General features: G+C 61.5%; 17 protein-coding genes and 2 tRNA genes. 18 read left to right on the forward strand and 1 reads right to left on the reverse strand.

The genetic code is table 11. From position 1 onward, the window contains the following. Nucleotides 1–63: 63 nt before the first annotated feature. From tig to FB597_RS04295, 9 genes are all read left to right on the forward strand, one after another. Nucleotides 64–1,413, forward strand: a complete 1,350-nt coding sequence (tig, locus tag FB597_RS04255; RefSeq protein ID WP_141916711.1) for a trigger factor — start codon at nucleotides 64–66, stop codon at nucleotides 1,411–1,413. A gap of 50 nt (nucleotides 1,414–1,463) precedes the next feature. Next, entirely contained in the window at nucleotides 1,464–2,090 is a 627-nt protein-coding gene (gene clpP, locus FB597_RS04260) for an ATP-dependent Clp endopeptidase proteolytic subunit ClpP (protein ID WP_141916714.1), read from the forward strand. Nucleotides 2,091–2,330: 240 nt separating this feature from the next. Further along, entirely contained in the window at nucleotides 2,331–3,596 is a 1,266-nt protein-coding gene (gene clpX / locus FB597_RS04265; protein ID WP_141916717.1) for an ATP-dependent Clp protease ATP-binding subunit ClpX, read from the forward strand. A gap of 300 nt (nucleotides 3,597–3,896) precedes the next feature. Further along, on the forward strand, nucleotides 3,897–6,305 hold the full coding sequence (gene lon / locus FB597_RS04270; protein WP_141916718.1) for an endopeptidase La: 2,409 nt from the start codon (nucleotides 3,897–3,899) through the stop codon (nucleotides 6,303–6,305). Between the two features lie 280 nt (nucleotides 6,306–6,585). Next, the gene (locus FB597_RS04275) at nucleotides 6,586–6,858 is read left to right on the forward strand and encodes an HU family DNA-binding protein (RefSeq protein ID WP_141916721.1); all 273 of its coding nucleotides are present in this window, start codon (nucleotides 6,586–6,588) and stop codon (nucleotides 6,856–6,858) included. A 45-nt stretch (nucleotides 6,859–6,903) separates the two neighbouring features. Continuing rightward, nucleotides 6,904–6,979: transfer RNA gene (locus tag FB597_RS04280), tRNA-Val, on the forward strand. Between the two features lie 27 nt (nucleotides 6,980–7,006). After that, a tRNA-Asp gene (locus FB597_RS04285) sits at nucleotides 7,007–7,083 on the forward strand. Between the two features lie 751 nt (nucleotides 7,084–7,834). Next, nucleotides 7,835–9,409 (forward strand): ShlB/FhaC/HecB family hemolysin secretion/activation protein, encoded by a 1,575-nt coding sequence (locus FB597_RS04290; protein WP_144768262.1) that lies wholly within the window; start codon nucleotides 7,835–7,837, stop codon nucleotides 9,407–9,409. A 67-nt stretch (nucleotides 9,410–9,476) separates the two neighbouring features. Continuing rightward, nucleotides 9,477–12,761 (forward strand): filamentous hemagglutinin N-terminal domain-containing protein, encoded by a 3,285-nt coding sequence (locus FB597_RS04295; RefSeq protein ID WP_370454641.1) that lies wholly within the window; start codon nucleotides 9,477–9,479, stop codon nucleotides 12,759–12,761. Nucleotides 12,762–13,070: 309 nt separating this feature from the next. On the opposite strand, the gene FB597_RS04300 is transcribed toward FB597_RS04295, so the two are convergent. Continuing rightward, nucleotides 13,071–13,727: a Crp/Fnr family transcriptional regulator gene (locus tag FB597_RS04300; protein WP_255464063.1), complete on the reverse strand. Its 657-nt coding sequence runs from the start codon at nucleotides 13,725–13,727 to the stop codon at nucleotides 13,071–13,073. Nucleotides 13,728–13,985: 258 nt separating this feature from the next. On the opposite strand from FB597_RS04300, the gene FB597_RS04305 reads away from it, so the two are divergent. From FB597_RS04305 to FB597_RS04345, 9 genes are all read left to right on the forward strand, one after another. Further along, a complete protein-coding gene (locus tag FB597_RS04305) occupies nucleotides 13,986–15,947 on the forward strand; it encodes a long-chain fatty acid--CoA ligase (RefSeq protein ID WP_144768266.1) in 1,962 nt (653 codons plus the stop codon). A gap of 80 nt (nucleotides 15,948–16,027) precedes the next feature. Next, nucleotides 16,028–16,909 carry an ABC transporter ATP-binding protein gene (locus tag FB597_RS04310; RefSeq protein WP_141916732.1) on the forward strand — a complete coding sequence of 294 codons (882 nt, stop codon included), beginning with the start codon at nucleotides 16,028–16,030 and terminating at the stop codon, nucleotides 16,907–16,909. A gap of 40 nt (nucleotides 16,910–16,949) precedes the next feature. Continuing rightward, nucleotides 16,950–17,864: a branched-chain amino acid ABC transporter permease gene (locus FB597_RS04315; protein ID WP_141916734.1), complete on the forward strand. Its 915-nt coding sequence runs from the start codon at nucleotides 16,950–16,952 to the stop codon at nucleotides 17,862–17,864. Nucleotides 17,865–18,043: 179 nt separating this feature from the next. After that, on the forward strand, nucleotides 18,044–19,120 hold the full coding sequence (locus FB597_RS04320; protein ID WP_141916737.1) for a branched-chain amino acid ABC transporter permease: 1,077 nt from the start codon (nucleotides 18,044–18,046) through the stop codon (nucleotides 19,118–19,120). Between the two features lie 88 nt (nucleotides 19,121–19,208). Beyond that, nucleotides 19,209–20,531, forward strand: a complete 1,323-nt coding sequence (locus FB597_RS04325; RefSeq protein WP_144768268.1) for an ABC transporter substrate-binding protein — start codon at nucleotides 19,209–19,211, stop codon at nucleotides 20,529–20,531. 69 nt (nucleotides 20,532–20,600) lie between these two features. Beyond that, nucleotides 20,601–21,404 carry an ABC transporter ATP-binding protein gene (locus tag FB597_RS04330; RefSeq protein WP_141916742.1) on the forward strand — a complete coding sequence of 268 codons (804 nt, stop codon included), beginning with the start codon at nucleotides 20,601–20,603 and terminating at the stop codon, nucleotides 21,402–21,404. A gap of 14 nt (nucleotides 21,405–21,418) precedes the next feature. Then, entirely contained in the window at nucleotides 21,419–22,690 is a 1,272-nt protein-coding gene (locus FB597_RS04335; protein WP_144768270.1) for a phenylacetate--CoA ligase family protein, read from the forward strand. A gap of 126 nt (nucleotides 22,691–22,816) precedes the next feature. Continuing rightward, nucleotides 22,817–24,097, forward strand: coding sequence for an alanine transaminase (alaC, locus tag FB597_RS04340; protein ID WP_141916747.1), 1,281 nt, complete (start codon nucleotides 22,817–22,819; stop codon nucleotides 24,095–24,097). 233 nt (nucleotides 24,098–24,330) lie between these two features. Beyond that, nucleotides 24,331–24,786, forward strand: coding sequence for a YXWGXW repeat-containing protein (locus tag FB597_RS04345; RefSeq protein WP_255464061.1), 456 nt, complete (start codon nucleotides 24,331–24,333; stop codon nucleotides 24,784–24,786). Nucleotides 24,787–24,829: the final 43 nt, after the last annotated feature.

Consider the following 24,829-nt stretch of genomic DNA (forward strand, 5'->3'; position numbering starts at 1 on the left):
TCGATGCGGATGGGAAAGCGAATGCTCCGGCTTACGGAATTCTTAATTATTTGGACGATTTAAATGGCAACTGCAGTCGAAACCCTGAGCAAACTCGAACGTCGTATGACCCTGACTTTCCCGCTGGCCGATGTTCAGGCTGAAGTGGAAAAGCGCCTGAAGGTGCGTGCCCGCACTGCCAAGGCGCCAGGCTTCCGTCCAGGTAAAGTGCCGATGAAGATGGTTGCCGCACAGTTCGGCTACCAGGTCGAGACCGAAGTCCTCAACGACAAGGTCGGCCGCGCATTCAACGACGCCGCGGTCGAGAACAACCTGCGCGTGGCCGGTTTCCCGTCGATCGAACCCAAGACCAGCGAAGAAGCCGGCGAAGGCCAACTGGCTTTCAACGCCACCTTCGAAGTGTATCCGGAAGTGGCCATCGGCGACCTGTCCGGCGCCGAAGTCGAGAAGACCACCGCATCGGTGTCCGACGCTGAAATCGACAAGACCATCGACATCCTGCGCAAGCAGCGCGTGCACTACCACGTCAAGGGCGAGCAAGGCGCGCACGGCGACGGCGGCGCCGACCAGTCGGCACAGAATGGCGACCGCGTGACGGTCGACTTCGTCGGCAAGATCGACGGCGTCGAATTCCAGGGCGGCAAGGCTGACGATTTCCCGTTCGTGCTGGGCGAAGGCCGCATGCTGCCGGAATTCGAAGCCGCCACCCTCGGCCTGAAGGTCGGCGAGTCCAAGACCTTCCCGCTGCCGTTCCCCGAGGATTACCACGGCAAGGACGTAGCCGGCAAGACCGCCGAATTCACCATCACCCTGAAGAAGGTCGAATGGGCGCACATGCCTGAAGTCGACGCCGACTTCGCACAGTCGCTGGGCATCGAAGACGGCGACCTGGCCAAGATGCGCGAAGACATCAAGAAGAACCTGGAACGCGAAGTGACCGCGCGCACCAAGGCCAAGACCAAGGACAGCGTGATGGACGCGCTGATCAAGGCGAGCGACCTGGAAGTGCCCAAGGCGCTGGTCGAACAGGACGTCGAGCGCCTGTCGGAAATGGCCAAGCAGGACATGGCCCAGCGCGGCATGGACCCGAAGGTCATGCAACTGCCCAAGGAACTGTTCACCGCCCAGGCCGAGCGTCGCGTGCGCCTGGGCCTGATCCTGGCTGAAGTGGTTAAGCAGAACAAGCTGGAAGCCACCGAAGAGCAGGTCAAGGCGCAGATCGAAGACTTCGCGCAAAGCTACGAAGATCCGCAGCAAGTGCTGAAGTACTACTTCTCCGACCGCCGCCGCCTGGCCGAAGTCGAAGCTCTTGTTTTGGAAGAAAACGTCGTCAACTACGTTCTCGGCAAGGCCAAGGTTTCGGAAAAGCCGGTTTCGTTCGACGAACTGATGGGCAATCAGGCGCAAGCGTAATCCGGTTTTCTCGCGTAGTATCGGAAAACTTTTACGCTAAGGATGCACACATGACAGGTCTGATCAAGGAGTCTGCACTGGACACGCAAATGCTCGGCATGGTGCCGATGGTGATTGAACAGAGCGGCCGCGGCGAGCGCGCGTACGACATTTACTCGCGCCTGTTGAAGGAACGCATCATTTTCCTGGTCGGACCGGTCAATGACGCTTCGGCCAACCTGATCGTCGCCCAGTTGCTGTTCCTGGAAAGCGAAAATCCGGACAAGGACATTTCGCTGTACATCAACTCGCCGGGCGGTTCGGTTTCGGCCGGCATGGCGATCTTCGACACCATGCAGTTCATCAAGCCGCAAGTGTCGACGCTGTGCACCGGCCTGGCCGCATCCATGGGCGCGTTCCTGCTGGCCGCCGGCGCCAAGGGCAAGCGTTTCTCGTTGCCGAACTCCCGCATCATGATCCACCAACCCCTGGGCGGCGCCCAGGGGCAGGCGTCGGATATCGAGATCCAGGCGCGCGAGATCCTGTACCTGCGCGAGCGCCTGAACAATATCCTGGCTGAAAAGACCGGCCGCACGGTCGATCAGATCAGCAAGGATACCGATCGCGACAACTTCATGTCGGCCGATGCCGCCGTGGAATATGGCCTGATCGACAAGGTGCTGCACGAGCGCGCCTGAGTTTGCGCTGCAGCAGGCTGCGTAAAAATGCCCGGACGAATTGCCGTCCGGGCATTTTTCTTATGAATGTCGCAAAGAACGGCTTTTTTGGCTCTGTTTCCTTGATAAATCGGGCCGGAGATGACATATAAATGCCATGTGATGGATTGGGGATTGGGCCGAATGGTCGAAAATGACCAAGCCGTGACGAATCCGCATTTCGCAGGTATGATCAGGCCGTAACTTATCTCCTTTAGCTCTATGTCCGAGAAAAAATCTTCCAGCGGCGAAAAATTGCTTTATTGCTCTTTCTGCGGCAAAAGCCAGCACGAAGTCAAAAAGCTGATCGCCGGCCCTTCGGTATTCATCTGTGACGAATGCATCGATTTGTGCAACGACATCATCCGGGATGAAGCCGCCAGCGTGGAGTCTGTTCCAGGCGCCAAGTCGGATTTGCCTACCCCGCAGGAAATCTGCGACCTGCTGGATCAATATGTGATCGGCCAGTCGACCGCCAAGCGCATCCTGTCGGTGGCGGTGTACAACCACTACAAGCGCCTGAAGCACCTGGGCAAGAAGGACGATATCGAGCTGGCCAAGAGCAACATCCTGCTGGTCGGCCCCACCGGCTCCGGCAAGACGCTGCTGGCGCAGACGCTGGCGCGCATGCTCAACGTGCCTTTCGTGATCGCCGACGCCACCACGCTGACCGAAGCCGGCTATGTCGGCGAGGATGTCGAGAACATCATCCAGAAGCTGCTCCAGAACTGCAATTACGAAGTCGAGAAGGCGCAGCGGGGCATCGTCTACATCGATGAAATCGACAAGATCTCGCGCAAATCGGACAACCCGTCGATTACCCGCGACGTCTCGGGCGAGGGCGTGCAGCAGGCGCTGTTGAAGCTGATCGAAGGCACCATGGCATCGGTGCCGCCGCAGGGCGGCCGCAAGCATCCGAACCAGGATTTCGTCCAGATCGACACGACCAACATCATGTTCATCTGCGGCGGCGCCTTCGATGGCCTGGCCAAGATCATCTCCGACCGTTCGGAAAAGAGCGGCATCGGCTTCTCGGCCAGCGTCAAGAGCCAGTCCGAGAAGACCGCCTCCGAAGTGCTGCTCAACGCCGAACCGGAAGACCTGGTGAAGTTCGGCCTGATTCCGGAACTGGTCGGCCGCCTGCCTGTGATTGCGACCCTGAACGAGCTGGATGAGGCCGCGCTGATCGAGATCCTGATCGAACCGAAGAACGCCCTGGTCAAGCAATATGCCAAGCTGCTGCAGATGGAAGGCGCCGAACTGGAAATCCGTCCCGCCGCCATGAATGCGATCGCCAAGAAAGCGTTGGCCCGCAAGACCGGCGCGCGCGGTTTGCGCTCCATCCTTGAGCATGCCTTGCTGGACGTGATGTATGAGTTGCCCAGCCAGCAGAATGTGGCCAAGGTCGTGGTCGATGAAAACACCATCACCAACGGCGCCAAGCCGTTGATGATCTACCATGACCAACCGAAGGTTTCCGGCGCCTGAGGGGGCGCGGGATTCCCGGAAACAGTTTCAGCAGCAAGGGAGCGCCGCGGCATAGTGCGGCGCTCCACGCAGTAACAGGCCGCATCAAGTCCGGTATTCGCCAAACGCGGTAAAATAAACCGGCGCAATTCACTCTGGCTTCCATCGCAAAGCCACCCGAGGGCGACTTCGTGTGTGGCTTTTTTTATTTTGTTGCGATCATGACATCGGTCTTTCTGCACTGATTTTTTAACTCAGCCGGACTTGTGTTTTGGTCACTCGTGCCAACATCATTCACAGTATTCATTGATAAGGCCCGCCATGACGACTCCAATACTTACAGAACAATCGCAATTGCCGCTGTTGCCGTTACGGGATGTGGTTGTGTTCCCGCACATGGTGATTCCGCTCTTCGTTGGTCGCCCCAAGTCGATCAAAGCGCTGGAAGCGGCCATGGAGCAAGGCAAGAGCATCATGCTCGCGGCCCAGAAGGCCGCCGCCAAGGACGAGCCTTCCGCCGATGACATTTATGAAATCGGTTGCGTGGCCAATATCCTGCAGATGCTGAAGTTGCCGGATGGCACGGTCAAGGTGCTGGTCGAAGGCGCCCAGCGCGCGCGCATCCACCACATCAGCGAACTGGAAACGCATTTCGTGGCCGACCTGACCCCGGTCGAGTCCGAGCAGGGCGACGAAGCCGAGGTCGAGGCCATGCGCCGCACCATCGTGCAGCAGTTCGACCAGTACGTGAAACTGAACAAGAAGATCCCGCCCGAGATCCTGACCTCGCTGGCCGGCATCGACGATGCCGGCCGCCTGGCCGACACCATTGCCGCGCATCTGCCGTTGAAGCTGGAGCAGAAGCAGGTGATCCTGGAGATCTTCAACGTCGCCAAGCGCTACGAGCACCTGCTCGGCCAGCTGGAAGGCGAGCTTGACATCCTGCAGGTGGAAAAGCGCATCCGCGGCCGCGTCAAGCGCCAGATGGAAAAGTCGCAGCGCGAGTACTACCTGAACGAACAGGTCAAGGCCATCCAGAAGGAACTGGGCGAAGGCGAAGACGGCGCGGATCTGGAAGAGCTGGAAAAGAAGATCCTCGCGGCCAAGATGCCCAAGGAAGCGCTGGAAAAGGCCCAGGGCGAACTCAAGAAGCTCAAGCTGATGTCGCCGATGTCGGCCGAGGCGACCGTGGTGCGCAACTATATCGATACGCTGGTGGGCTTGCCCTGGAAGAAGAAGTCCAAGGTCAACAACGACCTCACCAACGCCGAGAAGGTGCTGGAAGGCGACCACTACGGCCTGGACAAGGTCAAGGAACGCATCCTCGAATATCTCGCCGTGCAGCAGCGCGTCGACAAGCTGAAGGCGCCGATCCTGTGCTTCGTCGGTCCTCCGGGCGTCGGCAAGACCTCGCTGGGCCAGTCGATCGCCCGCGCCACCAACCGCAAGTTCGTGCGCATGGCGCTGGGCGGCGTGCGCGACGAGGCCGAGATCCGCGGCCACCGCCGTACCTATATCGGCTCCATGCCGGGCAAGATCCTGCAAAGCCTGTCCAAGGTCGGCGTGCGCAACCCGCTGTTCCTGCTCGACGAAATCGACAAGCTGGGCATGGATTTCCGCGGCGACCCGTCGTCGGCCCTGCTCGAAGTGCTGGATCCGGAACAGAACCACACCTTCTCGGACCACTACATCGAAGTGGACTTCGACCTGTCGGACGTGATGTTCGTGGCCACCTCGAACTCCTTCAACATCCCGCCGGCGCTGCTGGACCGGATGGAAGTCATCCGCCTGTCGGGCTACACCGAGGACGAGAAGACCAGCATCGCGCAGCGTTACCTGCTGCCCAAGCAGATCAAGAACAACGGCTTGAAGGAAGGTGAAATCAGCGTCGCCGAATCGGCGATCCGCGACATCATTCGCTACTACACCCGCGAAGCCGGCGTGCGTTCGCTGGAACGCGAAGTGTCCAAGATCTGCCGCAAGGTGGTGAAGATGCTGCTGCTGAAAAAGCAGGAGAAGAAGGTCACCGTGACTTCGCGCAACCTGGACAAGTTCCTGGGCGTGCGCCGTTTCGATTTCGGCATCGCCGAAAAGGAAAACCAGATCGGCCAGGTGGTCGGGCTGGCATGGACCGAAGTGGGCGGCGACCTGCTGACGATCGAGGCGGTCAACATGCCCGGCAAGGGACAGATCATCCGCACCGGTACGCTGGGCGACGTGATGAAGGAATCGATCGAAGCGGCCCGCACCGTGGTGCGCAGCCGCGCCCGCAAGCTGGGCATCAAGAACGAAGTGTTCGAGAAGAGCGATATCCACATCCACGTGCCCGAAGGCGCGACGCCGAAGGACGGCCCGTCCGCGGGTATCGCCATGACGACCGCGCTGGTATCGATTTTCAGCGGCATCCCGGTGCGCGCCGATGTGGCGATGACGGGCGAAATCACCTTGCGCGGCGAAGTGCTGCCGATCGGCGGCCTGAAGGAAAAGCTGCTGGCGGCGCATCGCGGCGGGATCAAGACCGTACTGATCCCCGAGCAGAACGTGAAGGATCTCGCCGAGATCCCGGACAACGTCAAGAACAAGCTCGAGATCGTCCCGGTGCGCTGGATCGACAAAGTCCTGGAAATCGCGCTGGAGCGCCAGCCGGTTGCACTGCCGGAAGACGAGGCGATCGTCGAATCGGCCGTCGCCCCCAAGGACGGCGTTGTTGATCCGGTGGTCAAGCACTGAAAAGCGCTGCCTCGGAACAGGTAACGCGACAAGTTGGAAACGCCTCTTCGGAGGCGTTTTTTCTTTCTGAAGCCGCTACCGGCCTGGCTTCTTTCCGGAAAAAGGCCTGCCAGCCTGAAAATTGCCGCAAAAGACGGAAACCCGCTTGACACAAGGATTTGCGACTTGTTTAATAGCCGCTGCGGAATTTTTCCGCAAGGCAAGCGACGGTGAAAGGGCTCTGTCGTTGAGTCGCAAGCGCTGTCACTAATAATCAAACTTATTTGTACAAGGGGCGTAAGTGAATAAAGGCGAACTGATTGAACATATTGCCGGTGCCGCAGACATCTCCAAGGCCGCCGCCGGCCGCGCAGTCGATGCCTTCATCGGCGCGGTGAAGACCACGCTGAAGAAGAACGGCAGCGTGACCCTGGTTGGCTTCGGCACCTTCGCAGTCGGCAAGCGCGCAGCGCGTACCGGCCGCAACCCGCAGACCGGCGCAGCGATCAAGATCAAGGCAGCGAAAGTGCCCAAATTTAAAGCTGGCAAGGCGCTGAAAGATGCTATAAAATAACGGACTTCGCCGCTGGTGACAAAGCGGAAAACTGTTAAGGTATCGGGGTGCTTAGCTCAGTTGGTAGAGCGGAGCCCTTACAAGGCTTAGGTCGGGAGTTCGAGCCTCTCAGCACCCACCATCGGCATCGAGCAGTTGAACAAGTTTAGGAGCGGTAGTTCAGTTGGTTAGAATACCGGCCTGTCACGCCGGGGGTCGCGGGTTCGAGCCCCGTCCGCTCCGCCAGTTAAAAAGGGTCTGCTCATTGAGCAGGCCCTTTTTCTTTTTGCGCAGCAAAAAGTGGCGGTGCGGAGCAAGCCGCCTGCGCGGCTTGCGGCGGGGCGAGAAGGGAATCGCTTGCAAGCGATTCCGCGGCCTGCGCAAGTGTAGGAGAGCCCCGTCCGCTCCGCCAGATAAAAACGCCCGCGTAAGCGGTAATGCCGTTCAGTTAAGCGCTGAACGGCATTTTTGTTTGTGGAGGTTTGTGCAGTCCAGACTCCGTTCGCCCTGAGTAGCTGCGCAGCAGCGTATCGAAGGGCAGGCAAGACTGGTAGGTAGGGCCGACACGCTGGCTTCGATACGGCCCGAACGGGGCTGTGATGAGTGCTTCAGAATTGGCCTTAACTGAACGGCATTACCGTGTAAGCGGGCGTTTTTACGTTTATGCCTCGAGTTTACGCCTTGATTCGCGCAGCAAATCTTCCGATTCTTATTTCCGGTCGGTTGGGTATTCTTGCCTGATATCGATGGAGATGAAAAACCGCTCAGGTAATGAGCGGTTTTTTTTCGCCGTTTTTCCGTCCATCCCCCGGCTGCTTTGGCATCGGAGCGTTCTCCCGTGCGCTCCCGTGCGCTATTTCCGGGTATCCGAAGCAGGTGTCAATACTACATATGCAGTAGAGACAAACGGCTTGCGGTTTTGCAGAATGGCAAGCAGTGACTGCGCCCATCTCGCGCATGACAACAAGAATCAGAAAGAAGCACCATGAATTCGCAAATGAAGCCTGGTTTAAAGCGTCTGCTTGCCGGCACCCTTCTGGCCGTTGCCATGGCGTCGGCCCGGGGCGCGGATGACAGCGCCGTTCGTTTTGAAATCTCGCGCTTCGAGGTCGAGGGCAACACTTTGTTGCCGCAAGCCGAGGTGGATGCCGCAGTGAGCCGGTACGCCGGCAAGGAACGTGGTTTCGGCGATATCAAGGAGGCGCAGGAAGCGCTGGAAAAAGCCTATCGCGACAAAGGTTACAAGCTGGTCGTCATCGAACTGCCGGAGCAGGAGCTCAACGGTGGCGTGGTGACGTTGCGGGTCGAGGAAACCAAGGTCGGCCGCGTGACGGTCAGGGACAACCGGTATGTTGATGAAGCCAATATCCGCCGCAGCCTGCCTGCGCTGAAGGAAGGACAGCCGCCCGACCTGGACGCGGTCTCTGCCAACCTGAAGCAGAGCAACGAAAGCCAGGCCAGGAAGGTAACGATGCGCCTGCAAGGCGGCGAGGACAAGGATCGCGTCGACGTGGTGTTGGACGTGAAAGACGAGTCGCCCTGGAAAATCATGGGCAGCGCCGCCAATACCGGCAATGCCTCCACCGGCAGGACCCAGCTTGCCGTGGCCCTGCAAAACGCCAACTTGTTCGGCCGCGACCATCTCGCCACGTTGCAGTACATCACCTCGGCCGAGGAACCGGGGCGCGTCAAGGTCTATGGCGCCAGCTATCATATTCCGTTCTATGCGTTGGGCGACTCGCTGGACCTGTATGCCAGCTATTCCAACATCGATTCCGGCACCATCAATGCCGGCCTGTTCAACCTGGCAGTCAGCGGCAAGGGCTCGGCGTATGGCGCACGCTACAACCAGGCCCTGGTTCGGCGCAGCGATTTCAGCTCTACCTTGTCGTACGGCATCGACGTCAAGGCTTTCAAGAACAGCGTGCAGTTTGCCGGGGTAGAACTGGGCAACGACGTGACGGTGCATCCGGTGAGCATCGGTTATCAGGCCAATGCGCCGATCAGGATGGGCGAGGTGGCGGGACTGGTCACGCTGCTGCATAACATCCCCGGTGGTCCGAACGGCGACCGGCATGCCTTCATGCAGGCGCGCATGAATGCCAAAGCCGACTATTCGATCCTGCGCATGAGCGGCAGTATTACCCGTGCGCTGGCAAACGATTGGCAACTGCGCGCCATCGCCAACGGCCAGTACACCCGCGATGCGCTGGTCCCCGGCGAGCAATTCGGCGCCGGCGGGGCGGCGTCGGTGCGCGGTTTCCTCGAACGCGAATTCGCCAACGATTCCGGCCTGGCCGTCAACCTGGAGGCATACACGCCGAATCTGTGTCCACAGGTCGGCTGGAATTGCCGTCTGCTGGGTTTCTACGATACCGCTCATCTCAGCCGCAACAAGGCGCTGCCGGGCGAGCTGGACAGCATCACCATCGCCAGCGTCGGCGTTGGGGTGCGCTTCGTGCTGTCGGGCTATGCCAACCTGCAACTGGATTACGGCCATGTGATCAACGCCGGCATCACTCCTCGCGCCGATTCCAATCGCCTGCATGCGCGCCTGGCCCTGGCCTACTAATCGAGGAAAATCCGAAATGAAACAGCACACCCCATTCCACTTGCGACGCAATGCACTGGCCGTTACGATGGCAGCCGCCTTCGGTGCCGCGCAAGCCAATCCGGTGGCTCCGACGGTGGTCAATGGCGCCGCGACGTTCAGCCAGCAGGGCAATCAGTACACCATCACCAACACCCCCAACACCATCATCAACTGGAACAGTTTCTCGATTGCGGCCGGGGAAATCACCCGTTTCATCCAGCAAGGCGGCGACAGCCGGGTACTGAACCGGATTACCGGCCAGGATCCGAGCCAGATCCTCGGTTCCCTGCAATCGAACGGCAAGGTGTTCCTGATCAACCCGAACGGCGTGATCTTCGGCGTCGGTTCGCGCGTGGATGTCAACGGCCTGGTGGCTTCCAGCCTCAATATTTCCAATGCCGATTTTCTTGCCGGGAAAAATATTTTCAGCGGCAGCGACAGTGCCGGTAAGGTCAGCAACCAGGGCACGATTACCACGCCGTCCGGCGGACAGATTTTCCTGATCGGGCCATCGGTGGAAAACAGCGGCATCATTTCCTCACCCAATGGCGATGTGGTGCTGGCGGCCGGCAAGAGCGTGCAGCTATTCGATTCGGCCGATCCGAATGTGCAGGTCGTGGTGTCGGCGCCGTCGGACCAGGCGTTGAACCTGGGAAGCATTGTGGCGCAGGGCGGCCGCGTGGGCGTATACGGCGCGCTGATCAATCAGCGCGGCATCATCAACGCCAACAGCGCGGTGCGCGGCGAAAATGGCAAGATCGTACTCAAAGCCAGCGACACCACGATGGTGGAAGCCGGCAGCGTGACCAGCGCCACCGGCAGCAATCTCAATAGCGGCGGCGAGATCATGCTGCTGGGCACCAAGGTAGGCGTGACCGGCAATGCCGTGGTGGACGCCAGCGGCGAAAGCGGCGGCGGCAAGGTGCTGGTGGGCGGCGACTACCAGGGCAAGAATGCGACGGTGATGAATGCCGACGCCGTCTACGTCGGCCAGGACGCGACGATCCGCGCCGACGCTACGCAGAACGGCAATGGCGGCACCGTGGTGGTGTGGGGGCGGGATGCGACGCGCATGTACGGCACATTGACGGCGCGCGGCGGCGCGGCCGGCGGCAATGGCGGGCTGGTGGAAACGTCGGGAGGCTATCTCGATGTTGCCGGCGCGCGCGTCAACACCAGCGCGGCCGCAGGCAAGATCGGCAACTGGTTGCTGGATCCGTATGATATTGCCGTGGTATCCGGCCGCGGCGGCGCCCTGACCGATGTGGCGACCTTCGATACAGGCCCCGCAAGCGGCGTGACTTCGATCGGGGCCGACCTGATCTCGGAATCGATGAGCAATGTCGTGCTGCAAGCCAAGCACGACATCACCTTCAACAGCGCGATATTTAACAGCGCCAACGTTTCGCTGACTGCGCAGGCCGGCAACGACATTCAAGTCAATGCACCGATTGACATGTATGGAGGCATCACGCTCAGTGCCAACGATGCTGCCAGCGGCAGCGCCTCCGGCACAGGAGGGGTGACCGTGGCGAACTTGGGCGGTATTGATGCATTGAGCACTTACGGCAGTAATGCGACCTTGAAAGGCAGTTATGTCACCATTAATGGTGCTGTATCAATGTCCGGCGGCAATTTCGATGCGCATGCCACCGTGGCGGGAGGTGTCATTACGCTTGGCGCCAACGGCAATATCAGCAGTAGCGCCGGCAACAACTCATCGCTGTCCTTCACTGCCGACAACATCAATCTGAATGGTAGCGTCACAGGCAGCATCATCAATATCGATACCTACAGCACAAACACAGGTATCAACCTCGGCGCCAAAGTTGCCGGCCAGCTGAGCCTGACCAACGCCGAATTGAATCGACTGGATGCACCGATACTGAACATCGGCCAGAACACGAGCCACAGCGCCGCACTGACAGTAGCCAGTGCGATCGACTTGACCAATAGCGCGGCCGGATACCAACAGCTCAACCTGCGCGGCAATCTGATCACGGTATCCGATGCTCTCAAAACCCGGGGCCAATTGACATTGGACGGCATGAGCGGCTCGGTCAGTGGCCCCGGGCCGGTTACCGCCAATAGTTTGGTCGTCAACGCCGGTTCGGTCGCGCTGACCGGCAGCAATATGGCGGGCGGCATCAGCGGCAGCGCCACCACCGGCAACTTCGGCTTCACGGCTGCCAACGACTTGACGATCAATGGCAATATCAGCGGCGCAACCGGCATCTCGCTGACGGCGGGCGGCAACATCAACCAGAATAACAACACGACGCTGACAACGCCTTTATTGAGTGTGGCAGCGCCTGGCTCGGCCAACCTGAGCGGCACCGCCAATCGCATTGGCGCACTGACGGCGCCCGGCATCGGCTCGCTGACGGTGAACAATGCCGACAGCATTGCATTGAAGGCCATCACGCTGACCGGCATTGGCAGCGGCGGCGCCATCAACGTGACTACGCCTGGCAATATCGCGGTGGATGGCGTGGTAGACGCCAAGACGCAAAACATCAGCCTGTCAGCCAACAATATCAGCGGCGCCGGCACCCTGGCGGGGCAGGCCTTGACCCTGAATACCACCGGCGGCGTTGGCAGCGCCGCCAGTGCGCTGCTGACCAGGGTGGCTGAACTGACTGCTACCAATACCGCCGGCGCGAATTCGGTCGCGCCGATCAATATCGCCAACACCGGCAATAATACGAACGTGTTGATCGTGCATGACGTGCAGCAGGTCGATGCCGGAGGCGGCAATGGCGGCGCCATCAAGATCGCCAACACAGGCGGCATGACGACTGCCGGCACTGTCTCGACCGGCGCCGGAGCGATCACGCTGCAAGCCAATGGCCCGTTGGCGGTGAATGGCCAGGTGTTGTCGGACAGCGGCTCGATTGCGCTGATCTCCGGCCCCGGCTATAACCCGGACAATACGCTGACTATCGGCAATGCGGCGGTAGTCAAATCGACTAACGGCACGGTGGCCATGACGGCAACGGCGTACGTGCAAAACGGCGGTACTGTCACGGACAGGAATGGCCCGGTCACGGCGACGCTGATACCGAAGCCCACGCCGGAAACCCCATCTGAGGCCTGCGCCGCCGCGCCGAATTCGCCGCTATGCGGGGCACTCTCGTTGCCGACGGTCGCAGAGCTGGCCCGGCCGGCACAAGTGGCAATCAATGAGGTAGTCACCACCCTGAATGCCGTAAATGGCCAAAACAGCAACCGGGACGAAGGTTTTTCCAAGGCGGAGGAAGACGCAGGAGATGGCGCCTTGGAGGCAGCTGTAGAACAATATCGAAAACTGGCCAGGCCGCCGCGGCAATGAATTTTGAAAGACCGCAGGCCGCCACGCAGGGACGATGACATCAAAGCAGGGAGGACGATGAAGTTTGTAGGCCGAATCAAGAAGGAAATGACCGAAGGCATCGTGTGTGCGATTCTCGAAGATGCGCAGCAACTGGGGCAAGGCCTTGTTCGAAGAGGTGAGGGAGCAGGTGCGCTTGTTTGGCGAAAGCCAGCGTGGGATTTAGCCGGAATCAGGTTCCGGCGCTTGTCGTCCTTTGGTGTTGCTGTGCATTAACGCAGGCTGGCCTGCCGGCTTTGGGCGAAGAAATGCCGGGCGACCAAGCGGAGTTCATCCGGGGAACTGGCGCAACCCATCCAGGTCGTTGATGGTGATGCTGCCGTAATCCACTTTCAGCAAACCGGCCTTTTCCAGCACCTGCAACGCCTGGTTGGCGCGCTGGCGCGAGGTGCCGGAGAGATTGCCGACTTCCTCCTGGGAAATCTGCAGGTTCAGGCCGATGCCGGGATTGAGGTAAGGATTGAACAGCGCCGCCAGGCAACGCGCCACGCGCGCATCCGGTTCCAGCATGCGGTCGTATTCCACCAGCGAGATGAACAGCGCCAGGCGCTCATTCAATTGCGTGACCAGGAAGCGGTTGAAGGGAATGCTGTTGTCCAGCAGCCAGATGTAGGTGGCTTTGGGCATGTAGAGCAACTCGCTCTCGCGCAGCGCCACCACGTCATACTTGCGCGGTTCATCCTTGAGCAGGGAACCTTCGCCCAGCCAGCCGCCGTTGGCCATGCCGGCGAACGAGACCGTCTTGCCTTCCGGCGAGACGCTGCTCATTTTCAGCAAGCCCTCATGCACGCCGATCCAATGCGTCACCGGATCGCCCTTGCGGCATACGTAGCCGCCGGCGGCAATCTTGCGGCTCGATACCTCGGCCTCCACCCGGGCCAACTGAGCTTCTGTCAGTGCTTGCGCCCAGATGCTTTTTGCCAGCATGGTTCTGATCGGTGTCTCCATCATGATGCGTCGCAATATCGAAAGTTTGACAATTGTCGGTGAGATGACATCCGCTGGCAACAACTGACTCTACTATCATCCAAAAAAAGAGTATGTAAATACAGGACGGCTGGCACGCAAGACTTCACGACGGACGTAGTAAGACCGACGTAAGCAAGGCGGCACAGACTGATCCGACACCGGATATTTCCAGCATCCTGGCAATATCCTCCGAACCTACAAAAAGAAGGTGGGAAGATGGTGGAGACGAGACAAGAGACGGAAACGCCAACGTTTCCGCAGCTGCTGCTTGCGCACGCGCAGGCACGGCCGCAGCGCCCGGCCTTCCGCGAGAAGGACCTGGGCATCTGGCAAGCCACGAGCTGGCAGCAGGTGGCCGACGAAGTGCGCGCCTTCGCTTGCGGGCTGGCCGCGCTGGGTTTCAGGCGCGGCATGAGCCTGGCGATCATCGGCAACAATTGCCCGCGCCTGTATTGGGCGATGTCCGCCGCGCAGGTGCTGGGCGGCATGCCGGTGCCGCTGTACCAGGATGCGCCGGCCGCCGACATGGCCTATGTGCTGGCCGACGCCAATGTCGACTTCGTCATGGCCGAAGACCAGGAGCAGGTCGACAAGGTCTTCGAGATCAAGGAAAACCTGCCGCGCATCGCGCATATCATCTACGACGATGAGCGCGGCATGCGCAACTACCATCAGCCGGAACTGCTGTCGTTTGCCCGCGTCCAGGAACTGGGCCGCGCCTACGAGCGCGCGCATCCCGATTTCTTCATGGACCAGGTCAAGGCCGGCAACCCCGACGACGTCGCCATCATCCTCTATACCTCCGGCACCACCGGCAAGCCCAAGGGCGTTTGCCATTCGCACCGCGCGATGATCGCCACCGCGCGCACGCTGGTGGAGTTCGACCGCCTCGACGAAGACGATGACATCCTCTGCTACCTGCCGCTGGCCTGGATCGGCGACTTCCTGTACTCGTTCGCCCAGCAGCATGTGGCGGGCTTCTGCCTGAATTGCCCGGAGTCGCCCAATACCGTCATGAGCGACCTGCGCGAGATCGGCCCGACCTATTACTTCGCGCCGCCGCGCATCTATGAAAACATCCTGACCCAGGTAATGATCCGCATCGAGGACGCCGGCTGGATCAAGCGCACGATGTTCCACGGTTTCATGCGCGTGGCGCGCCGCGTCGGCATGCGCATCCTCGACAGGAAGCCCGGCGTATCGCTGGTCGACCGCCTGCAGTATGCGCTGGGCGACCTGCTGGTGTATGGCCCGCTGAAGAATGTGCTGGGCATGTCGCGCTTGCGCGTGGCCTATACCGGCGGCGAAGCCATCGGCCCCGACCTGTTCGACTTCTACCGTTCGCTGGGCATCAACCTGAAGCAGCTCTACGGCATGACCGAGACTTGCGTCACCATCTGCATGCAGCCTTCGGGCGACGTCAAGCTCGACAGCGTGGGCCGGCCGATGAAGGGCGTGGAGGTGCGCATCGATGACAACGGCGAAGTGCTGGTGCGCTCGCCCGGCCTGATGAAGGAATACTTCAAGCGCCCCGACGCTACCGCCGAAGCCATCGACGCCGAAGGTTATTTCCATACCGGCGACGCCGGTTTCTTCGACAGCGACGGCCACCTCAAGATCATCGACCGCGCCAAGGATGTCGGCAAGATGGCAAGCGGCAGCATGTTCGCGCCCAAGTACATCGAGAACAAGCTCAAGTTCTTCCCCTTCGTCAAGGAGGCCGTCACCTTCGGCAACGGACGCGACAAGTGCATGGCCTTCATCAACATCGACATGGACGCGGTGGGCAACTGGGCCGAGCGGCGCAACCTGCCGTACAGCGGCTATACCGACCTGGCCGCCAATCCCGCCGTCTACGAGCTGGTGCGCGAATGCGTGGAAAAGGTCAATGCCGACCTCGCCGCCGATCCGTTGCTGGCCGACTCGCAGGTGCACCGCTTCCTGATCCTGCACAAGGAGCTCGACCCCGACGACGAGGAACTGACCCGCACCCGCAAGGTGCGGCGCGGCTTCATCGCCGACAAGTACGCGGTGCTGATCGAGGCGTTGTATGACGGCCGTGCGTCGCAATACATCGAGACGCAGGTGAAGTTCGAGGACGGCCGGCAGGGCATGATTGCGGCCGACCTGAAGATCGCCGAGGCCAAGACCTTCGCGGCGCTGGGGCGCGCGGCCTGAACGGCGCGCCGACGCATGCATGCAGCCACACGAACCGGGCCTGTCGGTCCGGCCGAACCCAAGCGTATCCTGACCTATCGATGAATACGATCATGAAACGACACATGACTGCAGAAATTATCCCCTCCGGGCAACCGCCGGTATCGAGCCCGGATGCGCAAGACGCGGGCACGGCCGCCAGCGGCCGTCGGATCGGCGGCGTGATCCTCGACTTGCAGAACATTTCGCTGTCCTTCGGCGGCGTCAAGGCGCTGACCGATATCTCCTTCAATGTGCGCGAGCATGAGATCCGCGCCATCATCGGCCCCAACGGCGCCGGCAAGAGCTCGATGATCAACGTCATCAACGGCGTCTACCATCCGCAAAAGGGCAACATCGTCTACCGCGGCCAGCAGCGGCGCGGCATGCGCCCGAGCGCGATCGCGCGCCAGGGCATCGCGCGCACCTTCCAGAACATCGCGCTGTTCAAGGGCATGACCGTGCTCGACAACATCATGACCGGGCGCAATACCAAGATGCGTTCCGGCCTGCTGTCGAACGCGCTGTGGTGGGGCGCCGCCCGCAACGAGGAAATCGAACACCGGCGCAAGGTGGAGGAGGTGATCGATTTTCTCGAAATCCAGCATATCCGCAAGACTCCGGTGGGGCGCTTGCCCTACGGCCTGCAAAAGCGCGTGGAGCTGGCGCGCGCGCTGGCGGCCGAGCCCGGCATGCTGCTGCTGGACGAACCGATGGCCGGCATGAACGTGGAAGAAAAGCAGGACATGTGCCGCTTCATCCTCGACGTCAACGACCAGTTCGGCACCACCATCGTGCTGATCGAGCACGACATGGGCGTGGTGATGGACATCTCCGACCGCGTTGTGGTGCTGGACTACGGCAAGAAGATCGGCGACGGCACGCCCGACGAGGTGATGAACAATCCGGAAGTGATCAAGGCCTATCTCGGCACCTCGCACTGAGCGGGCCGGAAATAAAAACGCAAGGCGATCGGGAGACGACATGCAATTCTTTTTCGAAGTGGCGCTGAGCGGCCTGCTCTCCGGCCTCATGTATTCGCTGGTGGCGCTGGGCTTCGTGCTGATCTACAAGGCCTCCGGCGTGTTCAATTTCGCCCAGGGCGCGATGGTGTATTTCGCGGCGCTGGCGGTGGTGGGGCTGATGGACAAGGGCATGCCGATGTGGGCGGCGGTGATCGGCGCCTTCCTGGTGATGATCCTGGTGGGCCTGGCGACCGAACGCTTCGTGCTGCGCAAGCTGGTCAACCAGCCGCCGATCACGCTGTTCATGGCCACCATCGGCCTGACCTTCTTCCTTGAGGGGCTGGGACCCTTGTTGTTCGGCAACGAAGTGCGCCCGATCGACCTGGGCATCGTCGACGAGCCCATCATGTCGGTAATGGACAGCATCGGCATCGGCATTTCCAAGTTCGACCTGTTCGCCTCCGGCATGGTGGTGGTGCTGGTGGCCGCGCTGGCGCTGTTTTTCCAGAAGACCAAGGTCGGCCGCGCGCTGCGCGCGGTGGCCGACGACCACCAGGCGGCATTGTCGCTGGGCATCCCGCTGCAGCACATCTGGGCGGTGGTCTGGGGCGTGGCCGGTTTCGTCGCGCTGGTGGCCGGACTGCTCTGGGGCTCGCGCAACGGCGTGCAGTTCGCGCTCACCATGACGGCGTTGAAGGCGCTGCCGGTGCTGATCCTGGGCGGATTCACCTCGATCCCCGGCGCCATCGTCGGCGGCCTGATCATCGGCGCCTCCGAGAAGCTGGCCGAGATCTATATCCCGCCGGTCATGCAGGACGCCTTCGGCGGCAATTTCGGCGGCATCGAAGGCTGGTTTCCCTACGTGTTCGCGCTGCTGTTCCTGCTGGTGCGGCCGGAGGGATTGTTCGGCGAACGGCATATCGACCGGGTGTGAGAAAAAGGATGGATACGATACGGCGCCGTTCGCCCTGAGCAGGCCGCAGGCCGTATCGAAGGGCAGTTTCGGAGCGGGACGGAAACACATGTGCGCTGGCTTCGATACGCCGCCGATGGCGGCTACTCAGCCCGAACGGGAAGAGATGAAGCACAGTGGGCAAGGCATAGGAGAAAAACATGCTGTACCGTGAAGCAGGACAATTCAAGACAAGCTACATCGCCGACAGCCAGATCTTCCCGATCCGGCAGGATCGGATCGTATTTGCGCTGTTCATGGCGGTGGCCTTCGTCGCCGTGCCTTTTCTGGGCAGCGAGTACTGGTTTTCGGCGATCCTGATCCCGTTCCTGGTGTTCGCGCTGGCCGCGCTCGGGTTGAACGTCCTGACCGGCTATGCCGGCCAGTTGTCGCTCGGCTCGGCCGCCTTCATGGCGGTGGGCGCCTATGCCGCCTACAACTTCCAGTTGCGGGTGGAAGGCATTCCCATCCTGCTGACCTTCATCCTGGCCGGCGGCTGCGCGGCCTTGGTGGGCGTGCTGTTCGGCCTGCCTTCGCTGCGCATCAAAGGCTTTTACCTGGCGGTGGCGACGCTGGCGGCGCAGTTCTTCGTGGTGTGGGCGCTGACCAAGTTCGCCTGGTTCTCCAACAACAGCTCCTCGGGCGTGATCAGCGCGCCCAAGATCGACCTGTTCGGCATCGACATCAATACGCCGGTCAAGAAATACCTGTTCGTGCTGGCCATCGTGTGCGTCATGGCGCTGGTGGCCAAGAACCTGGTGCGCTCTTCCACCGGCCGCGCCTGGATGGCGGTGCGCGACATGGACGTGGCGGCCGAGGTGATCGGCATCCCGCTCATGCGCACCAAGCTGACCGCCTTCGCCGTCAGTTCCTTTTACTGCGGCGTGGCCGGCGCGCTTTATGCGTTCTGCTACCTGGGCTCGGTGGAGCCGGACGGCTTTTCGCTGGACCTGTCGTTCCGCATCCTGTTCATGATCATCATCGGCGGTGTCGGCAGCATTCTCGGTTCTTTCCTGGGGTCGGCCTTCATCCTGCTGCTGCCGATCTTCCTCGACAACGCCTTGCCGCCGCTGGCCGCCTTGCTGCACCTGCCGTTCACCAACGCCACCGTGTCGCATATCCAGCTGATGGTGTTCGGCGCGCTGATCATCTTCTTCCTGATTGTCGAGCCGCACGGGCTGGCGCGGTTGTGGCAGATCGCCAAGGAGAAATTGCGACTGTGGCCGTTCCCGCATTGACGGGCGGCGCAACAGGTTCATGAGTTGGAAGGGCCGGCTCACCGGCAACGCATAAGTCGGAAACGACAATACAAGAGGAGACGAGACCATGAAGAGCGTGAAACACCTGATGTTGGCCGCGGCAACTGCCGCCAGCCTGCTGTCGACGGCGCTGCCGGCCGCGGCGCAGACAGGCGAGCAGTTCATCGCCATTCCCAGCTACCGCGTGGGGCCCTACGGCACCAACGGCCAGTCCTACTACGGCGGCTATGTCGATTACCTCAATTACGTGAACATGAAGGACGGCGGCATCAACGGCGTCAAGCTGTCCTGGGAAGAATGCGAGACCGAGTACAACAACGCCAAGGGCGTGGAGTGCTACGAGCGCATGAAGAACAAGAACCCGGTGACCAAGGGCACCGCGATCAATCCGATGGCTACCGGCATTTCCTATGCCTTGATCGACAAGACCGCCGAAGACAAGGTGCCGCTCTTGATGATCGGCTACGGCCGCACCGATGCGGTGGACGGTTCGGTGTTCCCGTATGCCTTCCCGCTGGTGACTACTTACCAGATGCAGGTCTCGGCCATCGTCAAGTTCCTGGCCGGCAAGAACGGCGGTTCGCTGGCCGGCAAGAAGATCGTGTTCCTGTACCACGACTCGGCCTACGGCAAGGAGCCGATCGTGGCGCTGCAGGCCGAGTCCAGCATCGGCAAGTTCAAGCTGATCGAGATTCCGGTGGCGCATCCCGGCAACGAGCAGGGCGCGCAATGGCTGCGCATCCGCCAGGAGAATCCGGACTACGTGATCTTCTGGGGCTGGGGCGTGATGAACCAGACCGCGCTGAAGGCGGCGCAGAAGGTCGGCTACGCGCGCGACAAGATCATCGGTTCATGGTGGGCCGGTTCCGAGGAAGACACGATCCCCGCGGGTGATGCCGCCAAGGGCTACATGAGCGCGACCTGGAACGTGGCCGGCAAGAACGTGCCGGTGATCGCCGACATCGACAAGGTGCTCTACGGCGCCGGCCGCGGCAACATGCAGGACAAGAACAAGGTCGGCTCGATCCTCTACAACCGCGGCGTCTCTGCCGCCATCGCCACGGTGGAGGCGGTGCGCACCGCGCAGGAGAAGTTTGGCAAAGGCAAGGTCATGAGCGGCGAGCAGGTGCGCTGGGGCCTGGAAAACATGAACATCACCAATGCCCGCCTGCAGCAACTGGGCGCCACCGGCCTGCTGCCGGAGATCAAGACCTCGTGCGACAACCATGAAGGTTCCGGCAAGGTCAAGATCCAGCAGTGGGACGGCAGCAAGTGGGTGCTGGTGTCGGACTGGATCGAAGGCAACAAGAACCTGATCCACCCGCTGTTCAAGGCTTCCGCCGCCAAATACGCAAAAGAAAAAGGCATTACTCCTGCCTGCATGAAGTAGGTGCTTGCGCCGGCGGCCTTGCACGTCTCCCATCCGTCGCCGGCGCTTTTTTGAATTGCGGACGAACATATGAGTACTGCGCTCTCGATCAACAATATTGAAGTCATCTACGACCACGTGATCCTGGTCTTGAAAGGCGTCTCGCTGGACGTCCCGGACGGCAAGATCGTGGCGCTCTTGGGCGCCAACGGCGCCGGCAAGAGCACCACGCTCAAGGCCATCTCCAACCTGCTGCGCGCCGAGCGCGGCGACGTCACCAAGGGCAGCATCGAATTCCGAGGCGAGCGGGTCGACCGCATGACGCCCAACGACCTGGTCAAGCGCGGCGTGATCCAGGTGATGGAAGGGCGGCACTGCTTCGGCCACCTGACGGTGGAAGAGAACCTGCTGACCGGCGCCTACACGCGCGGCATCAGCAACGGCGAAGTGAAGCAGGAGCTGGAAAAGATCTACGACTATTTCCCGCGCCTGAAGGTCAGGCGCAAGTCGCAGTCGGGCTACACCTCGGGCGGCGAGCAGCAGATGACGGCGATCGGCCGCGCCATGATGGCCAAGCCGTCGATGATCCTGCTGGACGAACCGTCGATGGGCCTGGCGCCGCAGATCGTCGAAGAGATCTTCGAGATCGTCAAGGACCTCAACACCCGGGAGAAAGTCTCGTTCCTGCTGGCCGAGCAGAACACCATGGTGGCGCTGCGCTACGCCGATTTCGGCTACATCCTGGAAAACGGCCGGGTGGTGATGGAAGGCGCGGCCGGGGAGCTGTCGGATAACGAAGACGTCAAGGAGTTCTATCTCGGCGTGTCCTCGGGCGGGCGCAAGAATTTCCGCGACATGAAGTTCTATCGCCGCCGCAAGCGCTGGCTCGCTTGAGATCGGGAGGCGACATGGCAGACAGCAGGCAAGTCCTCGCGGAACTGGATGCGCTGGAACGGCGCGATCCGCAGCAGCGTGAAGAACAATTGCTGCGGCGCCTGCCGCAGTTGCTGGCGCGCGCGCAGGCGGCGCCGGGTTGGGCGCGCATCCTGCACGATATCGACGCGCAGGCGGTGCGCACGCGGGCCGACCTGGCGCAATTGCCGGTCACGCGCAAGTCCGACCTGAAGGAGCTGCAGGCGCGCGAGGCGCCGTTCGGCGGCCTCAACAGCACCCCGGTGCGGCAATTGCGGCGGCTGTTCGTCTCGCCCGGGCCGATCTACGATCCGGAAGGGCATTGCGCTGACTGGTGGCGTTTTTCCAGCCCGATGAAGGCGCTGGGGCTGGAAGCCGGCCATATCGTGCAGAACTGCTTTGCCTACCATTTCACGCCGGCCGCCTTCATGGTCGAAGGCGCCGCCGCCAAGCTGGGCTGCGCGGTGATCCCGGCGGGCATCGGCCAGACCGAGCTGCAGGTCAACGCGATGGCGGCCCTGAAACCGGATGCCTATGTCGGCACGCCGTCGTTCCTCAAGATCATCATCGAGAAGGCGCGCGAGATGCAGGCCGACATCAGCAGCGTGCAACGCGCGCTGGTCAGCGCCGAGGCCTTGCCGCCGTCGCTGCGGAGCTGGTTCCATGAACATGGCGTGCCGCATGTGCTGCAACTGTACGCCTCGGCCGATATCGGCAACATCGCCTACGAAACCATGAGCGACGGCGCGGTCAACCCCGGCATGGTGCTCGATGAGGAACTGATCCTGGAGATCGTGCGCCCCGGCACCGGCGACCCGGTCGCCGCCGGCGAGGTGGGCGAGGTGGTGGTGACCTCGTTCAACCCGGATTACCCGCTGCTGCGTTTCGGCACCGGCGACTTGTCGGCGGTGGTCGCCGGCGCATCGCCCTGCGGGCGCACCAATACCCGCATCAAGGGCTGGATGGGACGCGCCGACCAGACCACCAAGGTGCGCGGTATGTTCGTGCATCCTTCCCAGGTGGCCGACGTGCTGCGCCGCCATGGCGATGTGCTCAAGGCGCGGCTGGTAGTGAGCGGCGAGATGGCCAACGACATCATGACCCTGCATTGCGAAGTCGGCGATCCGCAAGACCCCGCCGTCGACGCGGCGGCCGTGGCCGGCAGCCTGCGCGAGCTGACCAAGCTGCGCGGCGAGGTGATGTTCGTGGCGCCGGGTAGCCTGCCTAACGATGGCAAGGTGATCGAGGACGCGCGCAAATACGAATGAGCGAAGCGCAACGAGATCGGCCGCCGTTATGTCTTGTGCGGCGGCCGGTTCCCGCATAGAATCTTTCTCGGGGTATTCACCCCAACGTCGCTCGGACGGTTCCGGGCGCTAACGTGAAAGTCCAACATGACGCAATCCGCAGATTCGCGCGAGCCTTCGCGCACGCCTGACGTTTCTTCTTCCGCTTCTCTTTCTTCACCTGTTCCCGACGCCAACGCCATCCCGGTCAGCTTCCCGCGCATCGACCGCCTGCCGCCCTACGTCTTCAACATCACCGCCGAACTGAAAATGGCCGCGCGCCGCCGCGGCGAGGACATCATCGACATGTCGATGGGCAATCCGGACGGCCCCACGCCGCCGCATATCGTGCAAAAGCTGGTGGAGGTGGCGCAGCGGCCCGATACGCACGGCTATTCCTCGTCCAAGGGCATTCCGCGGCTGCGCCGCGCGATCGCGCACTGGTACAAATCGCGCTATGCGGTGGACTTCGATCCGGACAGCGAGGCCATCGTCACCATCGGTTCCAAGGAAGGCCTGGCGCACCTGATGCTGGCCACGCTGGACAAGGGCGATACCGTGCTGGTGCCCAACCCCAGTTACCCGATCCACATCTACGGCGCGGTCATCGCCGGCGCCAGCATTCGCTCGGTGCGCATGAGCCCGGGCGTGGATTTCTTCGACGAGCTGGAACGCGCGGTGCGCGAAAGCTATCCCAAGCCCAAGATGATGATCTTGGGTTTCCCTTCGAACCCGACCGCGCAATGCGTCGAGCTGGAATTCTTCGAGCGCGTGGTAAAGCTGGCGCGCGAGCACAACATCCTGGTGGTGCATGACCTGGCCTACGCCGACATCACCTTCGACGGCTGGCAGGCGCCGTCCATCATGCAGGTTCCCGGCGCGCGCGACGTCGCGGTGGAATTCTTCACGCTGTCCAAGAGCTACAACATGGCCGGCTGGCGGATCGGCTTCATGGTCGGCAACCAGAAACTGGTGGCGGCGCTGGCGCGCATCAAGAGCTATCACGACTACGGCAGCTTCACGCCGGTGCAGGTGGCGGCGATCGCCGCGCTGGAAGGCGACCAGTCCTGCGTGGAGGAGATCCGCGCCAATTACGAAAAGCGCCGCAACGTGCTGGTCAAGGGCCTGCACGAAGCCGGCTGGATGGTCGACGTGCCCAAGGCCTCGATGTACATCTGGGCACGCATTCCCGAGCCTTACCGCGCTTTGGGTTCGCTCGAATTTGCCAAGATATTGCTGGAACAGGCCAAGGTCTGCGTGTCGCCGGGCATCGGTTTCGGCGAATACGGCGACGAGTATGTGCGCTTCGCCCTGATCGAGAACGAGTCGCGCATCCGCCAGGCGGTGCGCGGGATCAAGGCCATGTTCAAGGCAGCCAAGGGCAATTGACGCCGGTCTTTATGGCCTGGAACGGCGCGCAATGCAATTTGCGCGCCGTTTTCATTTTCCGGTCAGATCCAGGCCGTTCCATGCGCACCGATTGCGGTGCGCGCAGCACCCAATCGCGGGGAGCGTGGCGGATGGCGCTCATCGTTGGGCACGTTGTAAAAAGAGATACGGATTGTAATCCAGGCTGCAGTTCCCGGTGATCGATGCTATTGTCTGGCCATAATGCGCAGGGCATGCGGCGCATTGCCTATGTATCGTTTTTACTTGTCGTCATCACAACATCGCTCATCATGAGAAAAATAATCTTCGCCTCTCTGATCGCCATCGCAAGCGCGGCGTCCGTCTTGCCCGCCGTTGCGCAGGCCCAGGTTTCCGTCAGCATCAATATCGGCCCGCCGCCGCTGCGGGTCGAACCATTGCCGCCGCCGCGCCACGGCTACATCTGGGCGCCCGGCTATTGGGACTGGAACGGTCATGACCACGTCTGGCGCGAAGGCCGCTGGATGCGCGAGCGCTCCGGTTATTCCTACGCCCAGCCGGTCTGGCGCCAGGGCCCGAACGGGTGGGTGCTGGATCGGGGCGGCTGGCGCGGCAACCCGCATCGCCACGACGATGGCGAGCGCCGGCCCGGGCGCGGCAATGACCGCGACCATTGCCCGCCGGGACATGCCAAAAAGGGAGAGTGCTGATTACGCTCCGGTCGAGTAGGCCGGTAGCCAGAAAGAACGGCCG

Source organism: Herbaspirillum sp. SJZ099 (assembly GCF_007828355.1).
In the GTDB taxonomy this organism is placed as follows: domain Bacteria; phylum Pseudomonadota; class Gammaproteobacteria; order Burkholderiales; family Burkholderiaceae_D; genus Herbaspirillum.

Excerpts from the sequence above, each read along its gene's own strand:
- tig (WP_141916711.1), top strand. The coding sequence starts at position 64 with ATGGCAACTGCAGTCGAAACCCTGAGCAAACTCGAACGTCGTATGACC.
- clpP (WP_141916714.1), top strand. The coding sequence starts at position 1,464 with ATGACAGGTCTGATCAAGGAGTCTGCACTGGACACGCAAATGCTCGGC.
- clpX (WP_141916717.1), top strand. The coding sequence starts at position 2,331 with ATGTCCGAGAAAAAATCTTCCAGCGGCGAAAAATTGCTTTATTGCTCT.
- lon (WP_141916718.1), top strand. The coding sequence starts at position 3,897 with ATGACGACTCCAATACTTACAGAACAATCGCAATTGCCGCTGTTGCCG.
- FB597_RS04290 (WP_144768262.1), top strand. The coding sequence starts at position 7,835 with ATGAAGCCTGGTTTAAAGCGTCTGCTTGCCGGCACCCTTCTGGCCGTT.
- FB597_RS04295 (WP_370454641.1), top strand. The coding sequence starts at position 9,477 with ATGGCAGCCGCCTTCGGTGCCGCGCAAGCCAATCCGGTGGCTCCGACG.
- FB597_RS04300 (WP_255464063.1), bottom strand. The coding sequence starts at position 13,727 with ATGCTGGCAAAAAGCATCTGGGCGCAAGCACTGACAGAAGCTCAGTTG.
- FB597_RS04305 (WP_144768266.1), top strand. The coding sequence starts at position 13,986 with ATGGTGGAGACGAGACAAGAGACGGAAACGCCAACGTTTCCGCAGCTG.
- FB597_RS04310 (WP_141916732.1), top strand. The coding sequence starts at position 16,028 with ATGAATACGATCATGAAACGACACATGACTGCAGAAATTATCCCCTCC.
- FB597_RS04315 (WP_141916734.1), top strand. The coding sequence starts at position 16,950 with ATGCAATTCTTTTTCGAAGTGGCGCTGAGCGGCCTGCTCTCCGGCCTC.
- FB597_RS04320 (WP_141916737.1), top strand. The coding sequence starts at position 18,044 with ATGCTGTACCGTGAAGCAGGACAATTCAAGACAAGCTACATCGCCGAC.
- FB597_RS04325 (WP_144768268.1), top strand. The coding sequence starts at position 19,209 with ATGAAGAGCGTGAAACACCTGATGTTGGCCGCGGCAACTGCCGCCAGC.
- FB597_RS04330 (WP_141916742.1), top strand. The coding sequence starts at position 20,601 with ATGAGTACTGCGCTCTCGATCAACAATATTGAAGTCATCTACGACCAC.
- FB597_RS04335 (WP_144768270.1), top strand. The coding sequence starts at position 21,419 with ATGGCAGACAGCAGGCAAGTCCTCGCGGAACTGGATGCGCTGGAACGG.
- alaC (WP_141916747.1), top strand. The coding sequence starts at position 22,817 with ATGACGCAATCCGCAGATTCGCGCGAGCCTTCGCGCACGCCTGACGTT.
- FB597_RS04345 (WP_255464061.1), top strand. The coding sequence starts at position 24,331 with ATGCGGCGCATTGCCTATGTATCGTTTTTACTTGTCGTCATCACAACA.